19 protein-coding genes are annotated in these 19604 nt (G+C 71.9%); 4 read left to right on the forward strand and 15 right to left on the reverse strand.

Annotated features, from left to right (window positions below; all coding sequences use genetic code 11):
• Positions 1 to 665 precede the first annotated feature (665 nt).
• Complete coding sequence (locus ACU436_RS10885) at positions 666 to 2333, forward strand: long-chain-fatty-acid--CoA ligase (protein WP_459024142.1); 1668 nt, start codon at positions 666 to 668, stop codon at positions 2331 to 2333.
• 71 nt (positions 2334 to 2404) lie between these two features.
• Here ACU436_RS10885 and rplL read toward each other — a convergent pair whose 3' ends face one another.
• The 13 genes from rplL to ACU436_RS10950 form a co-directional block, all read right to left on the reverse strand.
• Positions 2405 to 2797, reverse strand: coding sequence for a 50S ribosomal protein L7/L12 (gene rplL, locus ACU436_RS10890; protein WP_459024144.1), 393 nt, complete (start codon positions 2795 to 2797; stop codon positions 2405 to 2407).
• Positions 2798 to 2849: 52 nt separating this feature from the next.
• On the reverse strand, positions 2850 to 3401 hold the full coding sequence (gene rplJ / locus ACU436_RS10895; protein ID WP_459024146.1) for a 50S ribosomal protein L10: 552 nt from the start codon (positions 3399 to 3401) through the stop codon (positions 2850 to 2852).
• 273 nt (positions 3402 to 3674) lie between these two features.
• Positions 3675 to 4517 carry a hypothetical protein gene (locus ACU436_RS10900; RefSeq protein ID WP_459024147.1) on the reverse strand — a complete coding sequence of 281 codons (843 nt, stop codon included), beginning with the start codon at positions 4515 to 4517 and terminating at the stop codon, positions 3675 to 3677.
• 80 nt (positions 4518 to 4597) lie between these two features.
• On the reverse strand, positions 4598 to 5158 hold the full coding sequence (locus ACU436_RS10905) for a hypothetical protein (RefSeq protein ID WP_459024149.1): 561 nt from the start codon (positions 5156 to 5158) through the stop codon (positions 4598 to 4600).
• 43 nt (positions 5159 to 5201) lie between these two features.
• Positions 5202 to 6443: an MlaD family protein gene (locus ACU436_RS10910; RefSeq protein WP_459024150.1), complete on the reverse strand. Its 1242-nt coding sequence runs from the start codon at positions 6441 to 6443 to the stop codon at positions 5202 to 5204.
• A complete protein-coding gene (locus ACU436_RS10915) occupies positions 6440 to 7696 on the reverse strand; it encodes an MCE family protein (RefSeq protein ID WP_459024151.1) in 1257 nt (418 codons plus the stop codon). Before ACU436_RS10915 ends, ACU436_RS10910 begins: the two co-directional genes overlap by 4 nt.
• Positions 7693 to 9096, reverse strand: a complete 1404-nt coding sequence (locus tag ACU436_RS10920; RefSeq protein WP_459024152.1) for an MCE family protein — start codon at positions 9094 to 9096, stop codon at positions 7693 to 7695. The genes ACU436_RS10915 and ACU436_RS10920 overlap by 4 nt, the downstream gene beginning before the upstream one ends.
• Positions 9096 to 10061 carry an MCE family protein gene (locus ACU436_RS10925; protein ID WP_459024153.1) on the reverse strand — a complete coding sequence of 322 codons (966 nt, stop codon included), beginning with the start codon at positions 10059 to 10061 and terminating at the stop codon, positions 9096 to 9098. The genes ACU436_RS10920 and ACU436_RS10925 overlap by 1 nt, the downstream gene beginning before the upstream one ends.
• Positions 10061 to 11254, reverse strand: a complete 1194-nt coding sequence (locus tag ACU436_RS10930; protein ID WP_459024154.1) for an MCE family protein — start codon at positions 11252 to 11254, stop codon at positions 10061 to 10063. The genes ACU436_RS10925 and ACU436_RS10930 overlap by 1 nt, the downstream gene beginning before the upstream one ends.
• Positions 11251 to 12561 (reverse strand): MCE family protein, encoded by a 1311-nt coding sequence (locus ACU436_RS10935; protein ID WP_459024155.1) that lies wholly within the window; start codon positions 12559 to 12561, stop codon positions 11251 to 11253. The genes ACU436_RS10930 and ACU436_RS10935 overlap by 4 nt, the downstream gene beginning before the upstream one ends.
• Positions 12558 to 13397 (reverse strand): MlaE family ABC transporter permease, encoded by an 840-nt coding sequence (locus ACU436_RS10940; RefSeq protein WP_459024156.1) that lies wholly within the window; start codon positions 13395 to 13397, stop codon positions 12558 to 12560. The genes ACU436_RS10935 and ACU436_RS10940 overlap by 4 nt, the downstream gene beginning before the upstream one ends.
• 1 nt (position 13398) lies before the next feature.
• Entirely contained in the window at positions 13399 to 14178 is a 780-nt protein-coding gene (locus ACU436_RS10945; RefSeq protein ID WP_459024157.1) for an MlaE family ABC transporter permease, read from the reverse strand.
• Positions 14179 to 14185: 7 nt separating this feature from the next.
• Positions 14186 to 15310, reverse strand: a complete 1125-nt coding sequence (locus ACU436_RS10950; RefSeq protein ID WP_459024158.1) for an ABC transporter ATP-binding protein — start codon at positions 15308 to 15310, stop codon at positions 14186 to 14188.
• A gap of 283 nt (positions 15311 to 15593) precedes the next feature.
• Between ACU436_RS10950 and ACU436_RS10955 the strand changes: the two genes are divergently transcribed.
• Positions 15594 to 15917: an ArsR/SmtB family transcription factor gene (locus ACU436_RS10955; RefSeq protein WP_459024159.1), complete on the forward strand. Its 324-nt coding sequence runs from the start codon at positions 15594 to 15596 to the stop codon at positions 15915 to 15917.
• Positions 15901 to 16413, forward strand: a complete 513-nt coding sequence (locus ACU436_RS10960; RefSeq protein WP_459024160.1) for an SRPBCC family protein — start codon at positions 15901 to 15903, stop codon at positions 16411 to 16413. The genes ACU436_RS10955 and ACU436_RS10960 overlap by 17 nt, the downstream gene beginning before the upstream one ends.
• On the opposite strand, the gene ACU436_RS10965 is transcribed toward ACU436_RS10960, so the two are convergent.
• Positions 16395 to 17252, reverse strand: coding sequence for a LysR family transcriptional regulator (locus tag ACU436_RS10965; protein ID WP_459024161.1), 858 nt, complete (start codon positions 17250 to 17252; stop codon positions 16395 to 16397). The two genes, ACU436_RS10960 and ACU436_RS10965, sit on opposite strands and share 19 nt — an antisense overlap.
• A 70-nt stretch (positions 17253 to 17322) precedes the next feature.
• On the opposite strand from ACU436_RS10965, the gene ACU436_RS10970 reads away from it, so the two are divergent.
• Complete coding sequence (locus tag ACU436_RS10970; protein WP_459024162.1) at positions 17323 to 18654, forward strand: FAD-binding oxidoreductase; 1332 nt, start codon at positions 17323 to 17325, stop codon at positions 18652 to 18654.
• 3 nt (positions 18655 to 18657) lie between these two features.
• On the opposite strand, the gene ACU436_RS10975 is transcribed toward ACU436_RS10970, so the two are convergent.
• Positions 18658 to 19602: a R2-like ligand-binding oxidase gene (locus ACU436_RS10975; protein ID WP_459024163.1), complete on the reverse strand. Its 945-nt coding sequence runs from the start codon at positions 19600 to 19602 to the stop codon at positions 18658 to 18660.
• Between the last annotated feature and the right edge of the window lie 2 nt (positions 19603 to 19604).

The raw sequence follows: 19604 nt of genomic DNA on the forward strand, positions 1-19604 counted from the left end.
GAACTGCGCTCTCGTTCTGGCGGGCACCGGCTCCACGCGATACCGTCTGCTCGTCCGCCCCGGGCGGGAGGTCCGGGCCGAACGGGCTCGCGGATGGTGGGATCCGACGCACGCCGTCTGTTGTCATGGCGCGGCCATCGCCGACGCGCGTGAGCCCGGGAGGGACACCCTGGAGCGGGAGGACTCCTCTTGAGCGCGCGCGCAGCTGGACGAGGGCAGCGCAAAGAGGCAGTCTAGCTGCAAATGCAGCCGCTGTCGAGACAGGTCGCCGAGACAACCATCGAGACCTAAGAGTGACTTGACGGACGCATCCCGTCAAGACTCTACGCGCCGGTAAGTGGTCCTTTTCGCGGGACGAACGGCAGAGAGCCCCTGCTCCAGGGCATGGGACGCCGCTCGTCGATCCCCTCCGGCCCGTTCGGGGGACCGCCGAACGGGCGCAATCGGCGGGTCCGGCCGCACGCCGGCGTCATCGGCCCGTCGCCAGACCGTGTCGCCACCGTCACTTCCCTTCGTCCGCCACCCCTGGCGGTCAGGTGGGTGCGCACCTTGACACCGTCTCACGGGGCGGCTGACGATCGGCACGCAGGGCAGGGCGCCGATCAATCCGCTCGATGGCCCGCGGGGCCGCCGCGGAGCGGGCGGCGATCGAGCAGAGAGGGACGATGGTGTCCGCAACGAAGACGTACGACGAGCGGCCGTGGCTGGCGCGCTACGACGCAGGGCAGCCGCACGATCTGGAACTCGAGCACAGCGACGCGCTGGCGATGTTCCGCGCCGCGGTGACCCGCAACCCGAACGGCGACGCCGTGCGGTACTTCGACGGCCGGATCACGCTGCGCGAGCTGGACGAGCTCTCCGATGCGTTCGCCGTCGGACTCCTCGACTCAGGCCTGGCGGCGGGTGACCGGGTGGCGCTGTACCTGCAGAACGTGCCGCAGTTCGTCATCGGGCTCCTCGGCACGTGGAAGGCGGGCGGCATCGCCGTTCCGATCAACCCGATGAACCGGCAGCGGGAACTGGAGCTCCTGCTCACCGACTCGGGCGCGCGGGTGCTCGTGTGCCTGCAGAGCCTCTACGGCGACGTCGCGGCCGAGGTGGTCGGGCGCACCGGGGTGCAGACGGTGGTCACGACGTCCGAGCTGGACCACCAGAGCAAGGGCGACCCGCGGGCGTTCGGCGGGTCCGCCCGCATCGACGTCCCGGGCACCGTCGACATGGTCGAGCTGACGGCCCGGTTCCGCGGCCAGGTCCCTCCCCCGGTGTCGTTCACCCCGGAGGACACCGCGTGCCTCACCTACACGTCCGGCACCACCGGCCCGCCCAAGGGCGCCATGAACACCCACGGGAACGTGGTGTTCAACAGCCAGGCCTACCGCGAGTGGTGCAACCTCACCGCCGACGACGTCATCCTCGGGGTGGCGCCGCTCTTCCACATCACCGGGCTCATCGCGGGGGTCACCTCGGCGTTGCTGCTCGGGGCCCCGCTCGTGCTGTTCCACCGCTTCGAGCCCTCGCTCGCGATCGACGTGCTCCGCGAGGAGCGCCCGACGTTCACGGTCGGGTCCATCACGGTGTTCATCGCGCTGATCAACGCGCCGAACGCCGAGCGCGACGCCCTCGCGTCGCTCACGAAGATCTGGTCGGGCGGCGCGCCGATCCCGCCGTCCACGGTGAAGGCGTTCTCGGCGGCGTTCGGGCAGTACATCCACAACATCTACGGCCTCACGGAGACCACGTCGCCGTCGCACGGCGTGCCCGCGGGGGCCGACGCGCCGGTCGACGAGGCCTCCGGGGCGCTCTCGGTGGGCGTCCCCATCTACAACACGGTCGTGCGCATCCTCGGCGACGAGGGCGAGGAGCTCCCGCCCGGCGAGATCGGCGAGATCGTGACGAGCGGCCCGCAGGTCGTCTCCGGCTACTGGAACAAGCCCGAGGAGACCGCGCGGGCCATCCCCGGCGGGGCGCTGCACACCGGCGACGTCGGGTACATGGACGCCGACGGCTGGTTCTACATCGTCGACCGGAAGAAGGACCAGATCAACGCGGGCGGCTACAAGGTGTGGCCACGTGAGGTGGAGGACGTGCTCTACGAGCACGAGGCGGTGCGCGAGGCCGCGGTGGTGGGGGTGCCCGACGAGTACCGCGGGGAGACGGTGAAGGCCTACGTCAGCCTCCGGCCCGGCCGCACCGCCGACGAGGCCGAGCTGATCGCGTTCTGCCGGGAGCGGATGGCGGCCTACAAGTACCCGCGCCAGGTGGAGTTCATGGACGAGATCCCGAAGACGGTGACGGGCAAGCTGCTCCGGCGGGAGCTGCGCGCCCGGGGCTGAACGCACGAACGGCACTCCCGTCCATATCTATCGGACAAGAGTGCCGTTCGTACGGTGCGCGGAGCGCGAGGTCAGCTCAGGCTGACCTTGGCGCCGGCATCCTCGAGCTTGGCCTTGGCGGCGTCGGCCGCGTCCTTGGCCACGGCCTCGAGGATCGGCTTCGGGGCGCTCTCGACGAGGTCCTTGGCCTCCTTCAGGCCCAGGCCCGAGACGAGCTCGCGGACGACCTTGATGACCTGGATCTTCTTGTCACCGGCGGCCTCGAGGACGACGTTGAACTCGTCCTTCTCCTCGGGGGCCTCGGCCGCGGCACCGGCCGCGGCGGGACCGGCGGCGGCCACGGCGACCGGGGCGGCCGCGGTGACGTCGAAGGTCTCCTCGAACTTCTTCACGAACTCCGACAGCTCGATGAGGGTGAGGTCCTTGAAGGCCTCGAGCAGCTCGTCGGTGGACAGCTTCGCCATGGTGGTGCCTCTCTGGGTGTCGCTGAGCAGTGTTGCTGAGCTGGGGGTGGGATCAGGCCTCGGTGGCGGGGGCGGCCGAGCCGCCCTCCTCCTCGGCACGCTTGTCGGCCAGCGCCTGCGCCATGCGGGCGACCTGCGAGGCGGGGGCGGCGAACAGGCCCGCGGCCTTCGCCATGGTGCCCTTCATCGCTCCGGCCAGCTTGGACAGCAGGACCTCGCGGGACTCCAGGTCGGCGAGCTGGTTGACCTCGGTGACGGTCAGCGCGCGACCGTCCATGAAGCCACCCTTGATCACCAGGCCCTGGTTGCCCTTGGCGAAGTCGCGCAGCGCCTTGGCCGCGTCGACGGGCTCGCCGGTGATGAACGTGATCGCCGTGGGGCCGACGAGCAGCCCGTCGAGGCCCTCGACGCCCGCGTCCTCAGCAGCGCGCTTGACCAGCGTGTTCTTGGCGATGCGGTACGTCGCACCGTCGCCGAGCGACCGGCGCAGCGTGGTGAGCTGCGACATCGTCAGGCCGCGGTACTCGGTGACCACCGAGGCGGACGCGCCCCGAAACCTGTCGGCGATCTCCTCGACCGCTGCGACCTTGTCGGGTCGGGCCATCCTCGCCTCCTCTCGTCGTGGTCGGTATGGATCTCTTGCGGTTCGCGCCACCGAACGACCTCGAAAACGACGGACGCCCCGGCGCAGGAGCGCACGGGGCGTGACAGGGGTGCCCGGGGGCACACCCGCGATGACCTCGTCCTCCTGCGCGGGCCGCCCGCGGATGCGGGGCCTTCGTGTGCCCCGTGAAGGGCACAGACCTGCGGTCTTCGGTGGAACCGTCGTCCAGGATACGGCACCGCGGGGCACGCCCGCGGCTCGGGTGGGTCGTGGTCAGAGGGGGGTGACCGCGGCGATCTTCCAGCGGCCGTCCACGCGCTCGCCGGTCACCGTGAGCCGGCCGGCCGCCGCCAGCTGCTGCGACTGCGCGTCCGGGGCGGCCCGGGTGGCCTGCTGGTCGACGAACGCCACCAGCACGGCCCGATCGCCGGTGATCTCCTTGACCGCTGTGTGGGTGACCGTCGCGGACACGACCGCCTGCTGCTGCGGCGCGCGCGCCCTGACCTCGCCGAACAGGCGGTCGAACTCGGCCGCGAACGCCGGCGTGATCACGTTGCGGGCGGCGTTCTCGTTCTCGTCGAGCCGGGCGAAGTCGAACGAGTACACGGTCTCGATCGCGTCCGACAGCTGCCCGGCCGCCTCGGCGGTGGTCCCGACGTCCACGAGCGCCGTGTTCTGCGCCGCCGGGGTGCCGCGCAGCTGCGCGTCCTGGACGCCGGCGAACACGGCCACGGCGGCGAGCAGCACCGCCGCCACCGCGAGCAGCGGGACGGCCCGGCGGCGCAGCAGCGCGGCCAGCCGGGCGCCGCGGCCTTCTGCGGGGGCCTCGCCGGTCTCGCGGCCCGCGTCCTCCTCGACGGTCTCGACCGAGCTGGACCGGACCGGCTTCCTGCGGGGCTTTGCCGCGGGCTTCGCCTGCTCCTCGCCCTCGACGACCGGCAACTGCTCGGTCACGCCACCGGTGGGGTCGGGGGCGGGCTTCGGGCGCGGCCGCTTCGGCTTGGCCTTGCCGGTCGGCGGCGCCGCCTCGGCCGGACGTTCCGGCGCCGGCGCGACGACGGTGGCCTCGGTGGCCTCCTCCGCCCGGTCGGACGGGCGGGGGACGGTGGGTGCCATCCCCGCCACCCGGGGGCGGCGGGACGGGGCCGGGCGGGGGCGGGGGGAGCGGGGACGAGGGGGCATTCGAGGTGCTCCTGTCAGCTCGGCGTGCGGACCGGGGCCACCCGGCTCGCCTTCCAGCCCTGGTCGGTGCGGGTCATCTCGAGCTCGAGCCGCTGGCGCGTGACGACGGGGTCCTGGCCCTCCGGGCGGACCTCGACGTCGACGGCCAGCAGGACGCGGGCCGTGCCGGCGCGCACGTCCAGCTCGGCGACGGCGGCGTCCGGGACCGTGGCGACGGTGACCCGCTTGGCCTGCGTCACGACCTGCTCGTACTCGGCCCGGTTGGCGCGGAACTCGTCGAGCAGCGTGCCGGTGGAGGTCTGCTCCCACAGGTCGAGCCCGGGTGCGACGTTCCGGTAGTCGAGCGTGTTGAGGTTGATCGCCGCCTGCCGCGCGTCCACCAGCACGGCCTCGCGGTCGGCCGCGAGGGCCAGGCCCTCGTCGCCCAGGTCGAGTGCCCACCGCCCGCCGAAGAACAGGGCGGCGAGCGCAGCGAGCGCCACGAGCGCGGCGACGGCGCGGACTGGGGTGATCTCGAAACGCCGCCGGGGCGGCGGGTCCTTCTCCTGCGTGCTGGGCTTCTCGAGGACGGTCATGCGGCTCTCCGTCGGGGGTCGGGTCGGCGCGGAATGTCCTGGGTCAACTGAGGATCTGGGCCAGTGAGCTGAGCGGCGGGAGCGAGCCCACGCGGTCGGGGATCACGGGGGCGGAGCCGGCCGGCGCACCGCCCCGCGGGGTCCCGGACGGCGAGCCGACGGCCGCCATCGGCGTCTTCGCGTGCGGCACATTCTGCGCACCGCGCACGTCGATGGGGCTCCCGGGGGGTTCCGCGCAGTACGCCTTGCGGTTGAACGGCGCATCCGACACGTCGCTGCCGGGACGCCGGTTCGTGCCCTCGTAGCCCCGGACGCAGGGGGGCGGATCGCCGATGTTGCTGAGCACGAGGCCGAGGTGCGCGGTGCCGTCGCCGGGGACCACGGTGTAGGTCGTGGACGTGACGCCCGGGTAGGTGACGAGGATCTGCCGGAGCGCGGCCTGGCGCGGCTCGGCCACGCGGGAGATCGTGAGCAGGTCGGCGACGAGGTCGCCGAGACCGCCGCCGCTCTCCCGCAGCAGGCCCCTGATCTGGGTGGACGCCTCGGGGCCCGTCTCGATGAGCCTCCGCAGGTCCGGGTCGGACTCGGCCAGCTGGTCGGCGAGCAGCGCGAGGTCCTTGCTGAAGCTCTGGAAGGAACCCGCGACGTCGTTCTGCGTGGTGAGAACGGTGCGCCCGTCCTCGATGAGGGTCACGGTCTCCGGCAGCGCGTCGACGGCGTCCTCGGTGAACGCGTCGGTGGTGTCGAGCAGCTTCTGCAGCGGCAGCGCGGTGTCGGAGAAGGCGGCGCCGAGCTCGTCCACGGTGGTGCGCAGGGAGTCCAGCGGCACCGACCGGACGAAGTCGTCGAGGCTGACGACGAGCTGCTCGACGGGTACGGGGGTGCTCGTGCGCCCCACCGGGATCACCGAGCCGTCCTCCAGGTAGGGAGCGCCGTCGCTCGCCGGCTGCAGGTCGACGTACTGCTCGCCGATCGCGGACAGGTTGTGGACGGCGGCGTCGACGTCGGCGGGTATCGCCGCGGCGGCGCGCCGGATGTCGAGCTGCGCCTCGACCCCGTCCGGGGTGATCGTCAACGGGCCGACGCGGCCGACGCTCACCCCCCGGTAGGTGACATCGGCGCCGGTGAAGATCCCGCCGGACCGCGCGAGCTCCACGCGCACCGGGTACGTCGTGGTGCCGAACACGTCACCGAACCCCGCGTAGCGGAACCCGGCGTACCCGACGCCGGCGATGGTGACCAGCAGGAACGCCACCAGCTGGAGCCGGATGACCTTGGTGATCATCGGTCACCTCCGAGCAGCCCACCCAGCAGCCCGCCCTCGCGGGTCTGATCGTCGTCCTCGTCATGCGGCTCCGGCGATCCCGCGGTGGGGGTCGGCTCGACCTCACCGGGCACCGGAAGGAGGTCGCCCTCGCCCAGCAGCGGGAAGCTCGGCAGCGACGGGGGCTCCGGGCCGAGCAGCGGCCCCAGGAGCTTCGACGTCGGCGGCAGCATCCCCAGCGGCCCGTCGGGACCCGGGAACGGCTCACCGGAGCGCGCCAGGTTCTCGAGGAGGCTGCTCAGGTCGAGGTCGAGCTTGATGTAGAGGTTGGCGTAGTCGCCCGCGAACCCGTCCACCGTGCCGTCGCTGAACGGGAAGGTGGGCAACAGGCTCAGCGAGTTGACGAGGTCGGGCCCGGACTCGACGAGCTTCGCCAGCACCGGCTTCAGCAGCTCCAGGTCGGCGACCACGTCGTCGTGGCTGCGGTTGACGACGTCGGTGGCGACGCCCGAGAGCCGGTCGAGCGCCTTCAGCATGTCGACGAGCTTGCCGCGCTGGTCCTCCAGCTCACGCAGGCCCGGCGACAGGTCGTCAAGCGCCGTCTGGATCTGCCCCTTGCGGTCGCGCAACGTGCCGGCGAGGCGGTTGACCTCGTCGATGGCCCGGGTGATCTCGGACTTGTGGTCGTCGAGCGCGCCGACGAGCGCGTCGAGGTCGTCGAGCAGCGCCCGGATCTCCGGCTCGTTGCCGGATAGCGCCTTGTTGAGCTCGCTCGCGATCGTCCGGATCTGGGCGACGCCACCGCCGTTGAGCAGCATCGACAGCGCGCCGAGCACCTCCTCCACCTCGGCGGCCCGGCTCGTGCGCAGCAGCGGGATGGTGGCGCCGTCGGCGATCCGGCCGGACGCGGCGTCCTGCGGAGCGAGCAGCTCCACGAACTTCTCGCCCAGCAGGCTCGTGGTGCGCACCCGGGCCCGGGCATCGGGCGGGAGGGCGACGTCACCGTTGACGAGCACCGTGACCTGGGCCGTCCAGTCGGGGCCGACCCTGATGTCGCTGACGGTCCCGACCGGCACGTCCGCGACCTTCACGAGCGACTGCGGCACGAGGTCGACGACGTCGGTGAACTCGATCGTCAGCTGGTACGGGTGGTCGCCGAGGCTCGCACCGCCGGGCAGGTCGACGCCGCGCAGGCCGCCCGACAGCACGCCACAGCCGCTCGTGAGCAGCAGTGCGGCGGCGGTCGCGACGGCGGCGAGCCGGTGGCGGATCACCGGTCACCACCCCCGAACAGGTCCGAGAGACCCGGCCGTTCGTCGGACTCCCGCTCCTGCTTCCCCTGGTTCTTCTCGGACTTCTCCGAGCTCTTCTCCGAGGGCTCGGCCTTGCCGGTCGACTCCGGCGTGGCCGTGTCGGTGGACTCGGGCTCCCCCTCCGGCTGCGCCGTCGGCGCGCCGGGGAGGCCGGGCAGCGGCAGCGCGGGCAGCGGGGCCGCGGGATCCGCCGGCACGGTCGGCAGCGCGAGCCCCGGCACGGGCGGCGGCTGGCCGCTCTGCAGGGCCGTGATCACGTCGGCCGCGCTGGGCAGGGGGACGAGGCCGTCGAGGATCGGGGCGAGTTTCCCGCAGGCTTCGCCGAGCTTGTCCGGAAGATTCTCGGGTGTGCCCCTCTTCACCAGCTCGCAGAGCAGCACCGGGACCGGCATGGTCAGCTCGTTGATGTCCGCGCGGGCGTCGAGGGTGCCGGACGAGCCGTTGTAGGCCAGCGAGAGGTTGCCGAGCGCGACCGGCGCGACGTCCAGGACCTCGGCGAGGGCCTTGCGCTGGTCGACGACCACCTCGGTGACGTCGTTGAGCCGGTCGACGTTGGACTTCACCAGGTCCCGGTTGTCCCGGACGAAGTCGGCCACCTCGCCGAGCGCGATGGACAGCTCCCGCACCGCGGTGCCCAGGTCCCCGCGCTCGTCGGCGAGGAACCCTGACACGTCCGCGAGGCGCCGGTTGAACTCGCGCACCTCGCCGTCGTTCGCGGCGAGCATCGACGTGAAGGACTGGAGCTCCTTCACCGTGCCGAAGAGGTCCTCGCGGGAGTCGGCGAGCGTGCCCGACAGCTCCCCGAGGTTGCGGATCGTGTCGTTCAGCGCCCGGCCGTTGCCGTCCAGGTTCGCGGCCCCGACGTCGAGGGCGTTCGACAGCGCACCCTGCGAGTTGACGCCGTCGGGCCCCAGCGCGTCGGCGAGCTGGGTCGCGGTGCGGGCGAGGTCGTCGACGCCGAGCGGCACCGCGGTGCGCTCGAGCGGGATCACGGCGCCGTCCTGCAACTCGGGGCCGCCGCCCCACGTGGGGGCGAGCTGGATGTAGCGCCCGGTGACCAGGCTCGGCGAGACGACGACGGCCTTCGCGTCGGCCGGCAGCTTGAGGTCGGGGTCGTCGATGCGCATCTCGACGCGCACCCGGGTGCCCTCCGGGGTGATGCTGACGATGTCGCCGACCTGCACGCCGAGAACCCGCACCGAGTTGTCCTCGAACACCCCGGTGGCCGACGTGAAGTAGGCGGTGATCATCCGAGTGGGGTGCCGCAGCACGAGGTAGAGGCCGCTCGCCGCCAGCACGGCGATCACGGCCAGGAGCGCGGTGAACTGCAGCTGCCTGCGGTCGGTCGTGTTCAGCGCCATCAGCAGCCCTCGTGGTTGATCGGGCCCACCGAGGGCGGGAGCAGCGCGCAGATGTAGTTGTCGAACCACTCGCCGTTGCCGGTGGCGTTCGCGAAGAGCCGCACGAACACGGCGAGGTCGCGGATGCCGGCGCCGAGGGAGTCCTTGTTGCGCTGCAGCAGCGCCGCCACCCGGTCGAGCTGCTCCAGCGTGGGCGTCAGCTGGTCCTTGTTGTCGGCGACCAGCCCGCGCAGCTGCTCGGACAGCGCGATCGTGCCGTCGAGGAGCCTGCTGATCGCGTCCCGCCGGCGCTGCAGCTCGTCGAGCAGCAGGTTGCCGTCCTTGAGCAGCTTCTCGACGTCGGCGTTGCGGTCGGCCAGGACCCCCGCGAGCTCGTGGGTACCGGCGAGCAGCTTGCGGATCTCCTCGTCGCGGCTCGCGATCGTGGTGGACAGCCGCGAGAGCCCGTCGAGCGCGCCGCGGATCTCCGGTGGGGTGTCCTTGAAGGTGTCCGAGAGGGTGTTCAGGCTCTGCGCGAGCTGCCCGGTGTCGACCTGGTCGAGCGTGCCGGACAGCCCGTCGAACGCCTCCACCACGTCGAACGGCGACGAGGTGCGCGCCAGCGGGATGATCCCGTCCTCGTCGAGGTCGGCGTCACCCTGCGGGTCGAGGGCGAGGGTCTTGGCCCCGAGCAGGGTGCGGATCTGGATCGACGCCGACGTGCGGTCGCCCACCCACGCGTCGATGACCTTGAACGTGACCAGCACGTGGTCGCCCTCGAGCCCCACGTCCTGGACGCGGCCCGCCTCGACGCCGGCCACCGTGACCATGTCGCCGGTCGTGAGCCCGGCCGCCTCGCGGAACTCGGCCTGGTACGTGGTGCCGCCGCCGAAGATCGCCGGGCCGTTGAACGCGAGCACCACGACGAGCACGACCACCAGCAGACCGATGATCGCCGTGGCCACGGGGTTGCGGGTGCCCGGCATCAGCCGCCGCCGAGGGAGAGGTCGGACAGCAGGGGCAGGTCGGGCACGGGGAGCTGCGGGACGCCGGAGTCCCCGCCCGGCAGGGGCAGGTCGGGCAAGGGCAGGTCGGGCAGGGGCAGTCCCGCGAGCGAGTCCGTGTTCCCGCTGTCCTTGCCATCCGGGTCTGCGCCGCAGCGCGGCACACCGCTGGTGTACACCGGGATCTCGAACGTCGGGAGGATCTCCCCGAGGCCGACCTTCCCGCTCGCCCCGCACAGGTAGAAGTTGAACCAGCTGCCGTAGCTGCCGGCGCGGATGACCTTCTTGAGCTTGGGCGGCAGGTTCTTGATCGTCTGTTCGAGCCGCTCGTCCTGGGCGTTGAGGTTCTCGGCGAGGTCGCCCAGGTGCCCGATGTCGTCCTTGAGCGGGGGCCGCGCGTCCTTCAGGAGGTCCGCGGTGACGGTGGTGAGGTCGCCGATCGACACGATCGCCTCGCCGATCGGCTCGCGGTCCGCCGAGAGGCCGGACACCAGCGCCTGCAGCGAGCCGATGAGCTCCGACAACCGCCCGTCGCGGGCGTTGACGGTGTCCAGCACCGCGTTCAGGTTGTCGATCACCTGGCCGATCACCTCGTCGCGGTCGGCGAGGGTGTTGGTGAGCGACGCGGTGTGCGCGAGCAGGCTCCTGACGGTGCCGCCCTGGCCCTGCAGCACCTGGATGATCTCGAAGGAGAGCTGGTTCACCTGCTCCGGGTCGAGCGCCGTGAGCAACGGCTTGAACCCGTTGAACAGCACCGTGAGGTTGAGCGGCGGGCGCGTGCGCTCGGCCGGGATCGAGCCGCCCGCCGGCAGGGTCTCGCCCGCGGGCCCCGCGCCCTGCTCGAGCGAGAGGTAGCGCTGCCCGATGAGGTTGCGGTAGAGGATCGACGCGCCCACCGAGGCCGGGAGCGGCTGGTCCTGCGCCACGCTGAACGCGACCTCCGCGAACCGCCGGTCGACGATCCGCACGTCGTCGACGGTGCCGACGACCACGCCCGCGATCCGGACGTCGTCGCCGGGGAGCAGGCCACTGGCGTCGGTGAAGCGCGCGGTGTACGACGTGTGCGCGCCGCCGGAGGAGTTGGCGATGGTCAGGGCGAGCACGGTGGTGCAGAGCGCCACCACCACCGCCAGCGACACGAACTTGACCAGCGGGCCGACCGGAATCCGACTCACGTCACCGTCACCTCGGTCCCGCGGTACAGCGGCCCGACGAGCATCGTGCTCCAGGCCGGGACCGCATCGGGCGAGGTGCCGTCCTGGAGCGCGAGCAGCTCGCCGACGATCTGGCGCTCACCCGGTGAGTTGGGCACGCCCATGTCGGCGCCGCCGGTGTAGGAGCTCGGGACCGCGCCGAACTCCTCCGCACTGCCCAGCGGGGTACTGGCCGGCGGGTTCTCGTGCGGCTTCGTGCCGTCCTTGAACGGTCCACCCGGCGGCTGGTCCGGCCCCGGGTAGACGATCGGGTAGCAGCGCGGGCCGCGGTCGTCGAGGTAGCGCGGCTCGTCCTGGTTCGGGATGTACTTCCCCTGGCTGGCGACGATCTCGACCGTGGCACGGAGGCCGGGGCTGTCGGTGCCGTGGCCGAACGCCTCGTCCAGCCGCGGGACCAGCCCGGCCAGCTGGTTGAACAGGCACGGGAACTCCGGCGCGTACCGGGCGAGGGTCGCGAGCGTCGGGCGGGCCGAGTCGGCGAGCGAGATGATGTTCTCGCCGTTCGCGTCGAGGAACGCGCGCAGGTCGTCCGACGCCCCCGTGACGCTGGTCAGCAGCTCGCGCAGCTGGGCCCGCTGCTCCACCACCGTGCGGCTGGTGACGGTGAAGTCCTCCAGCGCGTCGAGCAGGTCGGGGGCCGCCTTGTCCACGTTGTGGGCGAAGTCGGCGAGCTCGGTGACGTCGGCCTGCAGGTCCGGGATCGCCGGGCGGAGGCCCGACGTCAGCTTCTGCAGCCGCACCAGCGTCTGCCCCAGGTTCTCGCCGCGGCCCTCGAGCGCCTGCGACATGGCACCGAGCGTGGTGGCCAGCTCCTGCGGCTCGACGGCGGTGAGCAACGGCAGGAGGCCGTCGAGCACCCGTTCCAGCTCGCGGGCGGACGCGCTGCGGTCCATCGGGATCACGTCGCCCGCCGCGAGCGGCGGCCCCTTCGGGCCGTCGGGCGGCACGAGCGAGACGTACCGCTCACCGAAGAGCGTCTTGGGGATGAGCTGTGCGGAGACGTTCGCGGAGATCAGGTCGACCTTGTCCGGGTCGATGGACATCTCCACCGTGGCCTGCTCGCCGTCCGTGGTGACGGAGGTGACCTTGCCTACGTCAAGCCCACGCACCTTCACGTCGGCCTTCTCGGCGAGCTGGTTGCCGACGCGGTCCACCTGCAGCGTGACCGGAACGCCGCGGTCGAACGCCCCGGAGTACTCGCCGACCGCCAGCGCGACGAGCGCCAGCAGCACCCCGACGAACAGCAGACCCTGCAAGCGACGTTTCATCCCGCCACCCGCACCGAGGTCTCGGTGCCGAAGAGCACCAGCGTGAGGAAGAAGTCCAGGATCGCGGTGCTCACGATCGACAGCCGCACCGACCGGCCCACCGCGATGCCGACGCCGGCAGGACCACCGCGTGCCGTGTACCCGTAGTGGCAGTGGATCAGGATGATCACGATCGCGAACGCGATCACCTTGACGTACGAGTACAGGACGTCGCTGACCGGCAGGAACAGGTCGAAGTAGTGGTCGTAGGTGCCGCCGGGCAGGTTGTTGATCAGCGTGACGTTCAGCCGCGACGCCACGAAGCTGGCCAGCAGGCCGATCGTGTACATCGGGATGATCGCGATGACCCCGGCGATCACGCGGGTCGTGATGAGGTACGGCACGCTGGGCACCGCCATCACCTCGAGCGCGTCGATCTCCTCCGAGATCCGCATCGCACCCAGCTGCGCGGTGAAGCCCGCGCCGAGCGTGGCCGTCAGCGCTGCCGCCGCCACCAGCGGGGCGATGTCGCGGGTGTTGAAGTACGCGGTGATGAAGCCGGTGAGCGCCTCGACGCCGAGCGAGTCGAGCGCCCGGAAACCCTGCAGGCCCACGAGGCTGCCGACGAACAGCGACAGCGACAGCATCACTCCCGCCGTGCCGAGGATGACGATGAGCGCGCCCGACCCGAAGCTGACCTCGGCCAGCAGGCGCCCGATCTCCCCCCGGTAGCGGCGCAGCGTGCGCGGCGTCCACGCGATCGCGCGGGCGTAGAGCGAGAGCTGGTCGCCGAGCTCGTCGAGGGCGTTGAGCGGGCCGCCCGCGACGCGGCGCGCCCGGCCGTTCAGCAGCGCCATCTCACGACCCCTTCGGCGGGACGAGCTCGAGGTACAGGCCCGTCAGCACGAGGTTGATCAGGAAGACCAGCACGAACGAGATGACGACGGACTGGTTCACCGCGTCACCGACGCCCTTGGGGCCAGGCGGCGGGTTGAGGCCCCGGTAGGCCGCCACGACGCCGGCGGTGAAGCCGAACAGGAACGCCTTCGCCTCGCTCACGACGATGTCGGAGACCTGGGCCACCGCGGAGAAGCTCGCGATGTACGCCCCGGGCGTGCCGCCCTGGACGATGACGTTGAAGTAGTAGCCGCCGGCCACACCGACCACGCTGGCGAGCCCGTTGAGCACCACGGCCGTGGTGGCCATCGCGAGCACCCGCGGCACCACGAGCCGCTGGATCGGCGAGATGCCCAGCACCTCCATGGCGGCGATCTCCTCGCGGATCGTGCGCGCACCCAGGTCGGCGCAGACCGCGCTACCACCCGCACCGGAGATCAACAGGGCGGTGACGATCGGTGCCGCCTGCTGCACGATCGCGAGCACGCTGCCGGCGCCGGTCTGGCTCTGCGCACCGAACTGGCGGGTGAGCTCGGCGAGCAGCAGCGCGATCGTGGCGCCGAACGGGATCGTGAACAGCGCCGTCGGCAGCGCGGAGACCTTCGTGACGAACCACGTCTGCTCGATGTACTCGGCCAGCTGGAACGGCGGCCGGAAGGCGTTGCGCACCACGGCGCCACCGAGGCCGAAGAGCCGGCCGACCGGTGTGAGCGCACGGGTGATCGGAGCGGGCGAGGTCATCGGCTGCTCAGGACCGTCCCTGGTCGCGGGACGTGGGGTCGTCGTAGCCGGCGTCGAAGCCGCCGATCACCTCGGTGGGCTCGTCACGGGCCAGGCCCGGGGACGCGAACCGCGGCCGCGGCAGGGGTTGCGGGGCGATCGGGCCGGTGGGCGGGTCGACGGCGAACGAGTCCTCGGCGTAGCTGTCGCGGATGGCCTGCTGGGCGTTGGGCGGCAGCGTGTGCAGCAGGTCCAGCACCCGCTCGCGCCTGCGCGTCACCGCCCGGCGCTCCCCCACCCCGGTGCTCGGCTGCAGCTGGGGCTTCAGCGGGGGCAGGCCCTCCAGCTCGCCCGCCTCCTCCATCTCCCGCTGCGCCTGCGCGGCGTCCTTCTCTTCCGCCATGCCGATCGGCCCCTGCGTGCGACCGTTGAGGAACTGCGCGACGACCGGCTCCTCCGAGGTCAGCAGGACCTCGCGCGGGCCGAACATCGCCAGGTGCTTGCGGTAGAGCATCCCGATGTTGTCCGGCACCGTCTGCGCCGTGTTGATGTCGTGGGTGACGATCAGGAACGTGGCGTCGGTCTGCGCGTTCAGGTCGATGATCAGCTGGTTGATGTAGGCGGTGCGCACCGGGTCGAGCCCGGAGTCCGGCTCGTCGAACAGGATGATCTCGGGATCGAGCACGAGCGCCCGCGCCAGCCCGGCCCGCTTGCGCATGCCGCCCGAGATCTCCCCGGGCAGCTTGTCCTCGTCCCCGGTGAGCCCGACCATCGCCACCTTCTCCTCGACGATGTCCCGGATCTCCGACTCGGACTTCTTCGTGTGCTCGCGCAGCGGGAACGCGATGTTGTCGTAGAGGTTCATGGAGCCGAACAGCGCGCCGTCCTGGAACAGCACGCCGAACAGCTTGCGCAGCTCGTACATCCGCGACTCGGAGCAGCGCACCAGGTCGGTGTCGTGGATGACGATCGAGCCGCGCTCCGGCTTCAACAGGCCGATCAGCGTCTTCAGGAACACCGACTTGCCGGTGCCCGACGGACCCAGCAGCACCGACACCTCACCGGGCGGCAGCGTGAGCGTGACATCGGACCAGATGTTGGCGCGACCGAAGGACTTCGACAGCCCCTCGACCTTCACCTCGACACCCGCCACCGACGCCTCCTGAGAACTTTCCGGTGGGGCCTTGCCGACGCTGGCGCGGAGCTGGGGCGGCGGCTGCCCACAACGGGACAACGACACCCGCCGAGGCGGGTTACTCGCGAGTCAGGACCCGAGCGATAGTTGCTCCGATCGGACCGTAGCAGGTCGACCAGCCGCAGTACGTCGTCGCTCTCCGTCCGCAAACACCCACCTCATGAGCGCGGACCGTCACCAAAACGGGTGGATCAAAAGAATTTGTTGACGCGTATATACGCCTATCATCATACTTCTGTGCGTGGACGTGTTCGAGGCCGTCGCCGAGCCCCATCGGCGGGCACTTCTCGACCTGCTCGCCGAGCGCGAGCGGGCCGCGGGCGAGCTCGTCGCGAGCCTGCCCGCGCTCACCCAGCCCGCCGTGTCCCGGCACCTGCGGATCCTGCGCGAGGTCGGCCTCGTCGAGGTCCGGCCCGACGGGCAGCGCCGGATCTACGCGCTGCGGGCCGATCGGCTGATCGAGATCGACAGCTGGCTCGACCGCTACCGCAGGTACTGGCACGACCACCTCGGCGCCCTGGAACGACACCTCGCAGAACGGAGCAGAGATGACGGAGACGACTGACGACCGGTACGGCGACCTCGAGATCGACGGCGACCACGCCACGATCACCTTCCGCCGCCGCCTCCCGTACCCCGTCGAGACGGTGTGGGCCGCGCTCACCGACCCGGCCCAGCGCGCGGCGTGGTTCGGCGAGACCGTCATCGACGGCCGGAGCGGCGGCACCATCGAGATGGTGGCCGCCGACCCCCCTGCCGCGGCGGACGCGAAGCGCATGACCGGGCGCATCCTGGTCTGGGACCCACCGCACGTCCTCGAGCACGAGTGGCGCCAGCGCATCGTCGAGGACGGGGTCGTCCGCTACGAGCTTGCCGAGGACGGCGTGGGCACGCTGCTCACCTTCACCCACCGCGGCCTGTCCGCGCACAACGCCAAGGGGTTCATCCCCGGCACCCACGCCTTCCTCGACCGGCTGGAGGCGCACCTGTCCGGCGCCGCGCTGCCGGACTGGGGCGAGCGCTACGCCGAGACGGCCCCGGCCTACCCGAGCTGGTCCTGACCAGGCCGTGAGGCGGCCGCCGCCAGTGCCGCGACGCGGGCCGTGCGCTGCCCGCGCCGCCAGCACAGGACCCAACGCACCGGCGGCGAGCACGGCGCGAACGGCACCATGGCCAGGCTCGGGCGGGCGAAGTAGTCCGCGGTGTGCGCAGCCAGCGGGCACACCCCCTCGCCCGCGGCGATCATCGTCATGAGGTCCAGCAGGGTGGCGGCGGTGCGGTCCGGCTCCCGTCGGTACGGCGCGGCACGCCGGCCCGCCCGGAACACGGTCTCGCCGTCGAGGTCGGCCAGGGTGACGGTCTCCCGCCCCGCCAGGCGGTGCCCGCGCGGCACGACGAGCACGACGGGTTCGCGGTGCACCTCGGGGCCCTCCTCGAACCCCTCCTCGTCGACGGGCGCGTTGGTGACGGCGACGTCCACCTCGCCGTCGCGCAACAGGTCGAGCGGATCGGTGAAGCCGGTCTCGCGGAACACGACCTCGACGCCGGGGTGCCGCTCCCGGAAGCGGGCGAACACGCCCGCCGCGAGCTCGGCCACGGCGGGGGCCTCCAGCCCGACGGCGAGCGTGCCGGTGACGCCGCGCCCTGCCGCCATCGCCGCGGCGACGCCCTTCCGGATGCGGTCGTGCCCGGCGCGCACGTCGGCGTACAGCGAGGAGCCGACCGGGGTGAGGGCCACGCGGCGGCTCGTGCGCTCGAACAGGGAGACGCCGAACCGCCGTTCAAGCTTCGCGATCGTCTGGCTGACGCGGGCCTGGGAGACGAGCAACCGCTCGGCCGTGCGCCCGAAGTGCAGCTCCTCGGCGAGGGTCAGGAAGATCTCGATCTCCCGGCGTTCCATAACTCACACGTTATCAGTCCATGCCGATCCTGTCGTTGTTCCCGCAGGTCAGCAAGCTGATAGTCGAGGCATGACGGACTTCCTCACCCCCTCCGACCCCAGCTACGACGCCGAGCGCACCGGCTACAACCTCGCCGTCGACCACAAGCCCGAGGTGATCGTGCCGGCCGCCTCCGTCGCCGACGTCGTCGCCGCGGTCCGCCACGCCACCGCCCGCGGCCTCGGGGTCGCCGTGCAGGCCACCGGCCACGGACCGTCCCGCGCAGCCGACGGCGTCGTCCTGATCACCACGTCCCGGATGGACGGGATCACGATCGACCCCGTGGCCCGCACCGCGCGCGTCGAGGCGGGCGTCCGCGGCGGCGCGCTGGTGCGCGCGGCCGCCGAGCACGGCCTGGCCCCGCTCAACGGCTCGTCGCCCGAGGTCGGGGTGGTCTCCTACCACCTGGGCGGAGGCATCGGAATGCTCGGGCGCAGCCTCGGCTGGGCCGTCGACCACGTCCGCGCGCTGGAGGTCGTCACCGCCGACGGCGAGCTGCGCCGGGCGAGCGCCACCGAGGAGACCGAGCTGTTCTGGGCGCTGCGCGGGGGCGGCCGGGGCACGCTCGGCGTCGTGGTCGCGGTCGAGATCGACCTGCACCCGGTCGCGCGGCTGTACGGGGGCGGCATGCACTTCGCCGCCGCCGACGCGCAGCGCGCGCTGACCACCTGGGCGGAGTGGACGCGGACGGCCCCGGAGGCGATGGGCTCCTCGGTCCTGCTGATCCGGATGCCCGACCTGCCCGTTCTGCCCGACGCGCTGCGCGGCCGGTACGTCGTCCACATCCGGTTCGCCTTCACCGGCAGCGCCGAGGAAGGAGAACGGCTCGTGCGGCCGTTCCGCGACCTCGGGCCGGTGACCGACACCCTCGCGGAGATGCCGTACTCGGCCGTCGGATCGATCCACGCGGAGCCGACGACGCCGGTGCCGTTCCACGGCCGCAACACCATGCTCGCGTCCCTCGACACCACCGCGGTGGCCGAGCTGCTGCGCCACGCCGGGCCGGACGCGGACGCGCCGTACCTCGTCGAGCTGCGCCTCATGGGTGGCGCACTCGCCCGGCCCGGTGCGGTACCGAGCGCGCTCGCCCGCCGCGACGGCGAGTTCGTGCTGTACGCGGGCGCGGCGGCGGAGGCCGGGCAGGTGCCCGCTCTGCACGCGGCGTACGACCGGCTGTTCGCGGCGATGGCACCGTGGCGCACCGGCGGGGTGTGCATGAACTTCCTGGCCGGTCCGGACGTGACCGCCGCGCAGCTCGCCACCGGGTACCTCCCGGCCGACGTCGCGCGCCTCGCCGCGGTCAAGCGGGCCGTGGACCCCGCCGACGTGTTCCACGTCCACCACGGGCGCGCCGGGGCATGACCGTCAGCCCACCGCCGCCAACTGCGCCGTGTCCTCGACGTGGAAGCGTTCCTCGAGGGCCTCGGGGCTCGCGTCGACGTCGATGACGTGCAGGTCCGCGCCGCGGGCCGTCTCGATGGCGCCGAGGCGGCGGCCGACCTTGTCCATCGCGTACTCGGCCATCTCGTTCATGTCGACGGCGAACGGCGGCGGCCCGTCCCACCGCTCGAAGGTGGCCGTCACCACGCCCATCGCCGGCACCAGCAGCTCCTGCATCCGCTCGTCGACGGCGCCCCACATCGCGTCGTCGGCCGCGACGTGGCGGCGGCAGGTGAACGTGCCCCACGCCATGTGCCGGCGCTCGTCGTCGCCGATGTGCTTGATGATCTGCTGCATCCCCGGGAGGATCCCGCGGCTCGCACAGATCTTCTGCCAGGAGAAGTAGCCGGTGAGCGCGAGCGTGCCCTCGACGATGTGGTTGTAGGTCACCGAGGCCCGGATCTGGTTGCGCGGCGACGGGTCCTGCGCCAGCGCGTGCAGGCTCGCCGGCAGCTCCTTGGTGAAGATCAGCTGGTAGGGCTCGTTGTCGGCGATGTAGGAGTTCAGGTCGTCCGTGACGCCGACGGCGTCGAACCACCGGCGGAAGGCCTCGGTGTGCTTGGCCTCCTCGTAGACGAACTGGGTCAGGTACATCTCGTCGGCGAGCCGGCCCTCCGCGGCCATCGCCCCCAGGAACGGCTGCAGGTCCTGCGTCACCGACTCCTCGCCCGCCATGAACTGCGCGGCGAGCGAGAACGTCCACCACCGCTCCTCGTCGGTCATCGCGGCGACGTCCGCGGCGTCGCGGGACAGGTCGATGTCCGCCGGGTTCCACTGGCGGCCGTTGCCCTTGATGAACAGCCGCATCGGGAACGAGTCGAAGTTGATCCCACCTTGCTTGAGGCTGGTGAAGCCGGTGCGTTCTGACATCG

The sequence above is a fragment of the Pseudonocardia wallangbongensis genome (genome assembly GCF_054486945.1).